This window comes from Shewanella sp. SM32, from assembly GCF_025654235.1.
In the GTDB taxonomy this organism is placed as follows: domain Bacteria; phylum Pseudomonadota; class Gammaproteobacteria; order Enterobacterales; family Shewanellaceae; genus Shewanella; species Shewanella oncorhynchi.
Map to the genome: position 1 here is coordinate 1 of NZ_JAKKRO010000095.1, position 10,955 is coordinate 10,955.

The 10,955-nt window shown below is 39.7% G+C and carries 11 protein-coding genes and 3 pseudogenes; 7 read left to right on the forward strand and 7 right to left on the reverse strand.

The annotated features are described in order from the left end of the window. Positions 1-184 (forward strand): transposase (locus tag L5M10_RS22400; RefSeq protein WP_263255376.1); only part of this gene is annotated, 184 nt, incomplete at its 5' end. 144 nt (positions 185-328) lie between these two features. Next, positions 329-3,553: a PAS domain S-box protein gene (locus tag L5M10_RS22405; RefSeq protein ID WP_263255960.1), complete on the forward strand. Its 3,225-nt coding sequence runs from the start codon at positions 329-331 to the stop codon at positions 3,551-3,553. 28 nt (positions 3,554-3,581) lie between these two features. Here L5M10_RS22405 and L5M10_RS22410 read toward each other — a convergent pair. Together L5M10_RS22410 and L5M10_RS22415 are read right to left on the reverse strand one after the other, a co-directional pair. After that, positions 3,582-3,957: pseudogene (locus L5M10_RS22410) on the reverse strand (transposase); the annotation flags it as partial. Between the two features lie 54 nt (positions 3,958-4,011). After that, a pseudogene (locus tag L5M10_RS22415) lies at positions 4,012-4,959 on the reverse strand (ISAs1 family transposase); the annotation flags it as partial. A gap of 13 nt (positions 4,960-4,972) precedes the next feature. Between L5M10_RS22415 and L5M10_RS22420 the strand changes: the two are divergent. From L5M10_RS22420 to L5M10_RS22435, 4 genes are all read left to right on the forward strand, one after another. After that, positions 4,973-5,845: a metallophosphoesterase gene (locus L5M10_RS22420; protein ID WP_263255961.1), complete on the forward strand. Its 873-nt coding sequence runs from the start codon at positions 4,973-4,975 to the stop codon at positions 5,843-5,845. Positions 5,846-5,889: 44 nt separating this feature from the next. Next, positions 5,890-6,216 (forward strand): hypothetical protein, encoded by a 327-nt coding sequence (locus tag L5M10_RS22425; protein WP_263255962.1) that lies wholly within the window; start codon positions 5,890-5,892, stop codon positions 6,214-6,216. 278 nt (positions 6,217-6,494) lie between these two features. Next, entirely contained in the window at positions 6,495-7,010 is a 516-nt protein-coding gene (locus L5M10_RS22430; RefSeq protein ID WP_263255963.1) for a hypothetical protein, read from the forward strand. A gap of 29 nt (positions 7,011-7,039) precedes the next feature. Next, positions 7,040-7,336, forward strand: a complete 297-nt coding sequence (locus L5M10_RS22435; RefSeq protein ID WP_263255964.1) for a hypothetical protein — start codon at positions 7,040-7,042, stop codon at positions 7,334-7,336. Positions 7,337-7,494: 158 nt separating this feature from the next. Here L5M10_RS22435 and L5M10_RS22440 read toward each other — a convergent pair whose 3' ends face one another. Genes L5M10_RS22440 through L5M10_RS22455 form a run of 4 tightly spaced genes read right to left on the reverse strand, consistent with a single transcriptional unit; the run spans position 7,495 to position 10,172 of the window. After that, entirely contained in the window at positions 7,495-7,827 is a 333-nt protein-coding gene (locus tag L5M10_RS22440) for a hypothetical protein (protein ID WP_263255965.1), read from the reverse strand. Positions 7,828-7,863: 36 nt separating this feature from the next. Further along, entirely contained in the window at positions 7,864-8,712 is an 849-nt protein-coding gene (locus L5M10_RS22445) for an HD domain-containing protein (RefSeq protein WP_263255966.1), read from the reverse strand. A gap of 1 nt (position 8,713) precedes the next feature. Continuing rightward, positions 8,714-9,928, reverse strand: coding sequence for a site-specific integrase (locus L5M10_RS22450; RefSeq protein ID WP_263255967.1), 1,215 nt, complete (start codon positions 9,926-9,928; stop codon positions 8,714-8,716). After that, positions 9,921-10,172 (reverse strand): hypothetical protein, encoded by a 252-nt coding sequence (locus L5M10_RS22455; protein WP_208662595.1) that lies wholly within the window; start codon positions 10,170-10,172, stop codon positions 9,921-9,923. Before L5M10_RS22455 ends, L5M10_RS22450 begins: the two co-directional genes overlap by 8 nt. Before the next feature lie 90 nt (positions 10,173-10,262). Between L5M10_RS22455 and L5M10_RS22460 the strand changes: the two genes are divergently transcribed. Continuing rightward, on the forward strand, positions 10,263-10,484 hold the full coding sequence (locus tag L5M10_RS22460) for a helix-turn-helix domain-containing protein (RefSeq protein ID WP_263255968.1): 222 nt from the start codon (positions 10,263-10,265) through the stop codon (positions 10,482-10,484). Positions 10,485-10,746: 262 nt separating this feature from the next. Here the strand turns inward: L5M10_RS22460 and L5M10_RS22465 are convergent. Continuing rightward, a pseudogene (locus L5M10_RS22465) lies at positions 10,747-10,955 on the reverse strand (IS3 family transposase); the annotation flags it as partial.

The window sequence follows — 10,955 nt, forward strand, 5'->3', positions numbered from 1 at the left end:
TGCGATAAGGCTATTCAATAAATTCCCTTATGTACGTAAAAAGCTATGGGGCAATAGCTTTTGGGCCAGAGGTTATTTTGTAGATACAGTAGGTGTTAATGAAGAAATCATTAGACGATATGTGCGCCATCAAGATAAACAAGATCAGGAACATGAGGCTCAATTGTCGTTGCAGATGATGTAGTTTTTGGAATAGCCCCTTCCAGGGGCAAGTCAAAGCCGCCTTCTAAGAAGGCGGATTCTTTACTTTTCAGTTTGAGTACGCCTAGTTGTCATTAAGTAAGAGGATACGGATATTTTTGAATTTATTGTACCAGTGTCATACTGGATGTTAACCATCTTATGGTTAGTTGTTAGCGGTATTTATCTGGTGAAAATGAGGCAATTGAAGAGCATTAAAGGCACCGTTGGTGGAGTTGTTTCTGTTTCTCTTATTTTTCTAGGTATTGATGCTGCTCAAAATATCATAGAAAGTGTCTATTATGGTTTGTTTTTCAACTTTCTATATGGATTGACACCCAAAATAGTTAATGATTTGTTGTTATCCACATCTTGGTTAATTATATTCAAATTAATTAATGTTACAGCAGGCATACTGGTTATTTGGTATCTCATAAAGCATTGGTTGCCTAGAGAGCTCGATGAACGCGAAGAAACACGGCGAGCTCTAGATGAAGCTAAAATTGAAGCTGCTAATGCCCAAAAGTTGTTCTCCTCAATTTTTAACTGCTCTACGGATGGTTTCATTATTACTAACGAGCACAGAATTATCCTCTCAGTAAATCAGTCTTTTATTGAAATGTTTGGGTACAGTAACGATGAGTTGGTTGGGAAAAAAGTATCAATTATTTATGAGGGTGATGCGGAATATGAACGACATGGTCGAATGTATTTTAATCTGAGCGCTGGTGAGAAAGTTAAACCATATGAAGCTAATTATCGGCACAAGAATGGCAAGACCGTTATTGGTGAAACCGTTAGAATAGTGATAAAAGATACTGTTGATCAAATCCAGGGTTACATGGGGTTTATTCGCGATGTGACTGAACGCAACACGACTTCGATGAAATTACAAATTAGTGAATCGATGTTATCTCATCATATACAAAATACACCGCTAGGATACCTTTCATGGGGAAAAGATGCAAATTGTATTGAAATAAATAAATCAGCTGAAGATATATTTGGGTACTCAGCTAATGAAATTAGAGGGCATTCTCTATTAGATTTATTAGTTCCAGAGAAAATTAAAGATGAGATTGAAAATATATGTAATTCTCTTTTAAAAGGAAATGAAAAATCCATTAGTATCAATCTCAATGAAAATATAACAAAAGATGGTATGATCATCATCTGTGAATGGCATAATACGCCTATCGTTAATAATAGTGGTGACGTTATTGGTGTTACTTCATTAGTTCAAGATGTTACTGAAAAAATACGAACACAAAAGACCTTAGAGGAGACTGAAAAGAAATTTCGTGAGCAAAGTCAGCGTTATGCTGAAGTGATCTGGGCGGCTAACATCGGTACATGGGAATGGAATCTACAAACTGGTGAGATTATATTCAATCAGAGAGTCGCAGAGATGTTGGGGTACGGTCAACAGCAGCTTGCATCTATTGATATTGATATCTGGCAGACATTGATGCATCCAGATGACGCCAATTATATTAAACATCTGATCAATAAATGTCTGAAGCGTCAGACCGATAATTTAGAGTCAGAATTTCGGGTCAAGCACAGGAACGGTTCTTGGATCTGGGTACTCGATCGTGGCAGGGTGGTTGAGTGGACTGCTAATGATAAACCTATGCGCATGTCAGGAACATATCAAGATATCACCAAAGCCAAGCAATCCGAAGATGTACGTAAGCTTGCTGCCAATGTGTTTACTTATGCCAAAGAGGGGATCGCCATCACCGATACAGCTGGTGTGATTATAGAGGTTAATGCAGCTTTTACTGGCATTACTGGGTATACACGTGATGAAGTGATAGGGAAAAACCCACGGATACTGAAATCAGGAACTCACCTGCCTGAATTTTATGCTGATATGTGGACCACATTACAACAAAAAGGCCATTGGAGCGGTGAAATTTGGAACAAACGTAAGAATGGCGAAGTGTTTCCTGAGATCCTTACCATAAGCACCGTACTTGATGATAATGGCGTAGTTCAAAACTACGTTGCCCTATTTAACGACATTACAGCGATTAAAGCACATCAGAGACAACTAGAGCGTATTGCTCATTATGATATGTTAACGAATTTACCTAATCGTACGTTATTAGCAGACCGCTTAACGCAGTCGATTATTCGAGGCCAACGGCAAAACTCATTAGTTGCAGTTGCATTTTTGGATTTGGATAGATTCAAAAAAGTTAATGACCGCTATGGTCATATTATTGGTGACGAGTTATTAATTGTTGTCTCTACCCGCCTAAAAGATGCACTACGTGATGAATGTACGGTTGCACGTATTGGCGGTGATGAGTTTGTGGCTGTGATAGAAAATATCAATACGGTATCAGATTGTGAACCTATTTTAGAGCGGATGTTACTGGCGGCATCGGAGCCTATTGATATCAATGGGATTAGATTAGATATTTCGGCTAGTATTGGTGTTGCCATTTATCCTGAAGACGGTGCAGATGCAGACCAACTCATGCGTAATGCAGATCAAGCCATGTATGTCGCTAAGCAACAGGGAAAGAACCGCTATCATTTATTTGATTCTGCACATAACACTGCGATGGTTATCCAGCATAAAAAATTGGAGGGAATACGTAATGCATTGAAAAATGAGGAGTTTATTCTTTATTATCAACCCAAGGTCAATATGAGAACGGGAACGATAATTGGTGTTGAAGCATTGATCCGTTGGCAATCCCCTGAGCTTGGTTTAGTTAGCCCGAATGAGTTTTTACCCATTATTGAGAATAATGTTCTCGTTATAGAGGTCGGAGAATGGGTGATTAGTAGTGCACTTGGCCAAATTGAACTATGGAAAACTCTCGGGCTAGATATCCCTATTAGTGTCAATATTAGTGCACTTCAATTACAAAGTGATGATTTTGTCACTCGTTTAGCCGACTTATTAGCTGCTTATCCAGATATTGATACTAGTTCTTTAGAATTAGAAGTGCTTGAAACTAGTGCTATAGGTGATTTGATACAGGTATCAAAAACCATGCACGCATGTATTGCGCTTGGCGTTAATTTTGCGTTAGATGACTTTGGAACTGGTTATTCCTCACTCAGTTACCTTAGGAGTTTACCAGCAAATTTAATAAAAATAGACCAGACCTTTGTTTATGACATGTTGGTTGATCCTGAAGACTTGGCAATTGTCGAAAGTGTTGTGGTATTGGCTAAGTCGTTTGATCGTGAAGTCATTGCTGAGGGAGTTGAGACGGTTGAACATGGCGTTGCTCTATTGCAATTAGGCTGTGAATTAGCGCAAGGATACGCGATTGCTAGGCCTATGATGGCTAAGGACGTTCCAGAATGGGCAGCAAACTGGCAGCCATATAATGCATGGCGAGAGTGATTAACAACCTATATAACCTGAGATCGGTTTAACAAGCCATAACTGCAATAGCATTAAACTCTGCGTTAGTGAGGTTCAGTTGTGGCTTATTGTCTTTCAATTGATAGGCTACCAAATCCCGCAATCATATTGAGCATAAAACCATGTACACTGCGGTGTCTGGAGTGCTCTATCTGTGAGATATTTTTTAACTGGTCGTTGATTGTTTCTATGATGAAACGTCTCGACAGCATCGCTCTATCCCACAAAGACATCGCCTTCGCTTTCATATTCTTACGCACGTTCGTCACCAACTTCACGCCTTTCTCTAGCAATTCACTGGACAGCGCTTTACTGATATACCCTTTATCTGCATAGAGTTTATCCATGTCACTGTGCACCATCTCATTCACAGGGGGATTTTCTGCCCCATGATGTTGGTAAATCTGGCAACTATCTTCTTTCATTGAGACATCTAGCACCCAGTGTAAGCTGTTTTCAATACCCCAATGGCCACGAACTGAATCGGCTAACTGTTGCTCATCGAGTGTGGCTGAACTGATATAGTAACGGTAGGTCAGCTCTGCTTCTTTCCCTTTTGTATGCCGATAACTCAAACACATGCCTAATGTGTTCAATTTAATCCACTTAGGAAAATTATCTTGGAGCTGGTTTGCTGGCATTACATAGTAGGCTCTTGCCTCGATACGGCCTCTATTTTTCTCGATAACGAGTCCATCAAGAGGATTGCTTCGCGCTTCACTGAAAGCAGAAATGATTGCCTCATGCAAGCAACCTTGGTTCGCCTTCACTGCAAGTAGATAGTCCCCTCCTTGATTTACAATCTGCGTTGCAATCTCTGTCTGGCAACCCATAGCGTCGATTGATACCAGTGCTCCTTCCACATCTAACAACTGGAGCAACTCTGGGATTGCGGTTATCTCATTGGATTTATTGTCAGTTTTTACTTGCCCCAGTACCACTTTATTGGCACAGGCAAACGCATTGACCATATGAATGGTTGAGCGCCGATCTTCACGGTTGTATGAGGCTCGAAGCGTTTTACCATCGATAGCAATAAGATTACCATCACTCAACTCATGGACGGCTCGCATCCAATTGGCGAAGCACAGTCGGAACTGTTCCGGCTCGATACGAGAGATAATACGTGCAATGGTGTCATCGACAGGGACACCTTCGGTCAGAATTCCCTTTTCTTTAAACCAATTATGGTGCCCGACAGCATAATCGTGGATCTCAGACCAACCTTCGGCGCCAGCAATCACACCACACAGAGTGACGAACAATACATCATGCAACGGGTAAGTCACTTTGGCAGATTGTCGGCTGTCAGCAATCGAGTTGAAATGTGATGTGAAGGCTTCAAGGTACATGCTCTTATGCTCTCTATAAGAAAAAGAGAGCATAAGATCATAATCGATGTCGTCCGTCAAATTTAGCTCAAAACGGTTAAAATATATTCACGATCTCGCCCTGGTGTTTATCGGCGACTTAATAGATAACCACCCCGATATGAAGACTGAGCAGTTAAAGACCTTGTCCTTGGTTAAGCAGTTAGTCGATAGCGGACATGCACACTGCATAATGGGAAACCATGAGTTGAATGCCGTAGGTTGGGCAACAAACCACCCCGTACACAATAATTGGCTGCGTCCACATACCGACAATAATCATAAACAACATCGCGCCTTCTTAAACGAGGTTATTGATAACAGTAAGCTACATCAAGATTGGATTGAGTGGTTTAAGGAGTTACCGTTATATATTGATTTTGGCGACATCCGAGCTATCCATGCATGTTGGGATTATCACGCTATAGATAAATTAGCGGAATATTTGGATGATAAACAGCGCTTGCGTACAGAGGCATGGTTTGATGTATTTGATAAGAACAAACCACTTTATGGCATTGTCGAAACGCTATTGAAAGGACCAGAGCTACCACTTCCTGAAGGATATGGCTTTATGGATAAAACCAAAACTTATCGAACCCATGTTCGGATCCGTTGGTGGTTAGATGACGCTAAGACCTACCGTGACGTGGCTCAGGTTCAGCCTGAGGCTGTTGCAAACATTCCAGAGATAGATATTCCTGCAGAACTGCAGAATACAAAAATGACGATACCGGTTGTTATTGGACATTACACCTTAAATGTTGCTCCAATGGCCTTAAGCGCCGACGTTGCCTGTGTTGATTACAATGCTGCAAGCTCTCATGGGAAATTGGTTGGCTTTGTCTATCATCGTAATACCGATTTGCTTGATCCTACGAATCATTTTATTTGCTCTTAGAAAAGTGTCGTATCAACTATACAACGTTAATAAAAGGATAGGGTATGGACAAGCTTGAACTCACCGCAGCACAACTCATTCAATATTGGTGCGGTTTAACTGAAAAAATGAAAAGTGATGATGAGCTATTCTCCTTTGCGGCTACAGCAGCACCCAGTCCGCTATTGAACACGGTCAACGAAGATAGAAGGGATAATATTTGTATTGAGCTATTTGACCAAGTGGACGAAGTTTTGTGGAGCGATTGGGATCCTATTGGTGTTAATGGCATGGAAGAATGTCGTGATGAATACAGTGCCATTGTTAATGATATTGCCTTGGCAACTCGTTACGGTTCGATAGAGCAGCAGGGCCGGATTATACATTGTTAAATTGGTTAACAAACCTATCCAGTCGAACGAATTTCATTCGATTATGGATGATTTATATCAATCAATAATCTCGCATTAAGTCGACTTAAGAACAAAATAGCTAAATGTTAACAGAATTTACAAAGCATAATCTCACCCTGGATAGAGCAGTTAGCGGCAGAACTGTTTTTTAACGAAAGGTACTACTTGGGCATTGATAGTAACAATTCTGCGAAACGGAGCTGCCACACTGCGATGATCCTCAAAGCAAAGTGTGAACCTTATCTAGGAGATAACAAATGCTAAATCATGACATGAAAATCCGACTGACCTATCAAAATGACCAAGTAAAGGTCGCTCGTTGGGGGAACCTAAAATATGTCCCACCAAAATATGAGACAGCCCCACAGTCATTAATTGAACAGTCCAAAAAGCTGGCGGTTTCACTGATTGAAGCTGGAACCGCAGGTCTTGATGATATGATCGTATTTTTCACACCAGAATATACTGATGAAAATTATTCAAAAATAGTGCTCATTTCAAAGAGTGGCAAAGCGAAAGAGTTAAACGCTAATCCACAGTTGAGAGTTAAATTTACCTACTGTAAAGGGGAGATTAAGGTCGAGCGCTGGGGATATTTTGGATATGCGATCTCGTCTCCAGATAAATTTTCAAAGTCATCAATTGCACGAATTGAACAACATGCCCAAGAAAAATTGAGTTCAGGTCTGGCAGCCATAAATGATGCTATAAGCTTTTACGCATCAGATTATGGCGATGTTGAATACTCTCGCGTTGAAATAGCGCAGTTATAGTAAACGTATTTGTAAATGGAGTTCATGTTATGAAGCATAGAGATCAGAAAAAGAAAGTAAAACAGGTAAAACAAGCGGTTTCATCAGCGTTTACGCTCTATTGTGTTGCTTGGGTAGCATATGAAGACGACGAATTTGGATATCCAGAAACAGATGGCTATTCGTTACATGTCAGTGAATATAGTCGAGATAAATTTATAAAGGAACGTATGGCATTGTCTCCGGTTTTATCCCCTAGCTTGCATGAAAATATTGTAGACCCTGCTTTATATCGTAAAGTACGAGATAAAGGGGGAGATCTATTGACCCCGCACGTGATTTGGTAAATTTATCAATGCTTTGACTTGCTGATCATGCTTATAAATCTCGGTGCCACGTGAGTCGGTTTTCGTGGTAGAACCATTACAATGAACGACTGCCATCATTGAGCTTAGCCTGCGTTTTTCTATCTGACTATGCAGATCTTCATTTATATGCGTGGGTTTTATGAAAAATTAAGATGTAATTTGTAACCAAAAACCATATGACCTGTTCCGTCTTTAATCATTTTAGCAACGATGGGTAAATGGAATTGAAGATTAAAAGCGCAATATAAGACAGGGTAGTCTTCTCTGCCTGTATCATAGATAAACTCATCATTATCAGCTAATAGTTTGAAAGCGCCTTGTATCTTCTCCAATGAAAAAAATGTCAGCTCCTTAGCATAAAAAGGATCAGCGAAATTGACGATCTCTTCAATAGAACCAGAGGCAAAAACATCAGTTCGACCTTCACCTGTTGCAAAATACTGTGCATGACCTATATAGATTTGTTTCATAACCGCTTTCCTTATAAAAATTTACAAATTGTTTAGTCAATACATAATGTTACCATTTACTTTAGTAAAGTAATAATGCGGTGGTAGAGCTTTAAATTGCAATTTTGCAAAGTTAGATTCCGCTGAAGTTCGGTCTGCCTGTTTTAATACATGCTCAATTGGGTATCGGGTCTTATGTCCATATGGTTTTGCGGCTAGAAGCTCACATAGCATTGAAAAAACGCGGCTATTTATTGTTCCGAGTTCCCCTAATGGTTTCGCCAATAGCGCAAAAGCATAACGCTCATGAGTGCCTGCATGGTATTTGTCACTATTCATTTGTAGAGCGGGATAGATTTTTCCAATATCATGAAATAGAGCAGCAACCAGACCAGTCTGACATTCAACATCAGAATGCCCTAAATGCTTTGCGTTTTGATACGTCATTTCGGCCACTTCAATACTATGTTCAAACAAACCTCCTTGGGTACAGTGATGATGCTTAAAACTGGCTTCAGAATTCATGAATAGCCTTAGTACGCGCTCATTATCTAAAATGAAGTCGATGAATGGTTTGAATTCTGCCATTGTCACTAAGCCAATCAGTCTTAGGAAACGACCGACTAAGTTTTCATTGTGGTCGTGAACAAAATTCACCAATTGATGATATTGACTTTTCGTGCATCTAGTTGATATCGACTGTATAGCACAAACCACGATATTATCTTGGTAGTCATTAGATAATGCCATCAGTGCAGGACCATTGCTTATGTAACAATTCCTTGCTACAGCAGTTGATGTAATGGCGTTAAAGGTGCGTTTCGATGAAATAAATTCACAGTTTGCCGTGGGTAGGCTTGCACTTAGTTTGATGTCATTTATCCAAACAAAGACAGGGTTATTCATCTTAATTCTCCTGAATAGCATCAAAATTAACGTGTTCAATGAGTCGGTCGAATGCACTACCATCTTGTCTGGTCGCATTGGGTACATAACGGCTATAGACTTCAAATAACATTTTCGTCGTGCTGTGCCCCATTTGCTTGGCGATCCATTCTGGGTTTTCACCGGCGGCTAGCCATAACGTCGCACATGTATGTCTTGTTTGATAAGGTCGCCTTCTTTTTAGGTGCATCTCATCTAATGCTGGATACCAAACACGTTTTGTCACATTGCGATGATCAAGAGGATTGCCACTTGCATTGCAAAATACATAAGTCTTACTCCCTGTTACTTTTCGTTGTCGTTTTAGTGCTTCAACGACAGGTTGTGACAATTGTATGCTTCTATATGATGCTGATGTTTTAGGTGTCTCTACATTGCCGTCAACAAGCGTCTCTTGGATCAAAATTTCGTTGCGGTCCAAATTAACAAACTGCCATTTAAGCCCATCAATTTCAGCAGTCCTCATAGCAGTGAAAAATCTCACTGTATAATAGTCGCGAAAATCTTCACGCACTCTCGACAAGAAAAGCTGAACTTCTGCCAGTGAAAACGGTTCAATGGCTGTCTTATCAATTTTTAACGGTTTGATATTGATAAACGGAGTAGGGAAGTCGAACCGCAAAGCCGCTTCATTTAGGATCCCACGTAGCGGCGTAATCACATGGTTTATCCAGTCGTTACTGAGCTTCTTTGAATGTTTCGTTTTCCGCTTAGGTTCAATAATACTCGCACGGTACTTGATAATTTGAGGTCTGGTAATTTGGTCCATGGTATATGACCCAAATGTAGGTATTAAATAACGCTCAAATATCATAAATACATTTTTACTGTGACTTACCTTCCATTGAACTTTATTTTCGGCGAGCCATTCGTCAGCAAATTGACTAAAAGTAGGAATGTCTAACAGTAAATGCTCTGTCGGTTCTGGTTCACTTTCTTTAACTAACTTAATTTGTTCATCATATTTTTTAAAATCCTCACAACGTTTACTATCAGGAAAGATGTCTGAGTATACAAATCGATCCAATCGGATTTGCGCTTCAATATTGCGTAAAACACCTTCTAACCGACTACGGTTGAGCTTGGTATCATTTAATGACGTCTGTTCACGACATCGAATACCTTGATAGTAAAAATCAAAAAAAAGTTTTTGGTTACGGGATCTGACACTAGCCATGACAAATACCTCCCTTCGCCATAGGAATAATGAACTTTTGAGTTTGGTATCTGGTATGTTGATACAGCTCTTTTTCTATCTGTTCCCACACATAAAAAATTTTTCTCGATCCAAACGGCCTAATGTAATGAACTCCTTCAAAAAAAACCTTGTCCTTCAATTTACTGTTGATGTAATCTGGATTGAATTTTATGAGTAGTGAAAGCTCTTTAGCAGTAAGCAGTGTTTTTGGCTGTAAACTCATTCTTGTATCCTCATAAGAAACTTTAAACCAATTTAACCTTGTTTAGAGTTTCTTGCAAGGATACTTTTTATAGTATTTAGATATAAAAATATGATTAAATATAACCTAAAAGAATTGATAGCTAAAAAATCATCAATTGAAAACCGAAAAATCACACTTGATGAAGTTGCTACGGCTGCAGGTGTGAATAAGGCTGCTATCTCTAAAATGTCTTCTAATACTAATTATTCAACAACAACGCGCACACTCGATGCTTTGTGTATTTACTTTGACTGTAAAGTTGAAGACATCATTGAGCATGTTAAGCCTTAAATTGTTATTGATACTTAAATGACTGATACGATTTTTTGTTTGTTAGATTTATCTCGATAGGCGGTCAATCATTTGTCTTTTTTTCCTCCCATGTAATTTGCATTCACTTTCTAAAAACTTTAATAAGTAAGTCGATTTACTCAGGTGAAGTGTTCGCCTCATTGGCGATTTTTGAATTGTTAACGTCCTAAGGTCTGTGCAGGCAGTAGTTGTTTGGCGGGGCCGGTGTTTTTCAAGATAGTTGTCACTCTTTGTTTAAATATTAAGCTGCATTTATTACGCCTTCTTCTGGTGCCTTATCTGGGTTGAGTGTTACAGCGCCAACCGCTTCACAATTTCTGATCTCTGTAGACCAACGCATCGGTTTTCTTTCCTTCGCCGCCTCAAGCACTTTCTTGCGCTTCGCTAAAATAGCGCCATCTTGCAGTGCATGACGTTGCCCTGGTGAGACAAAATTTAGCTGGCTGTGTT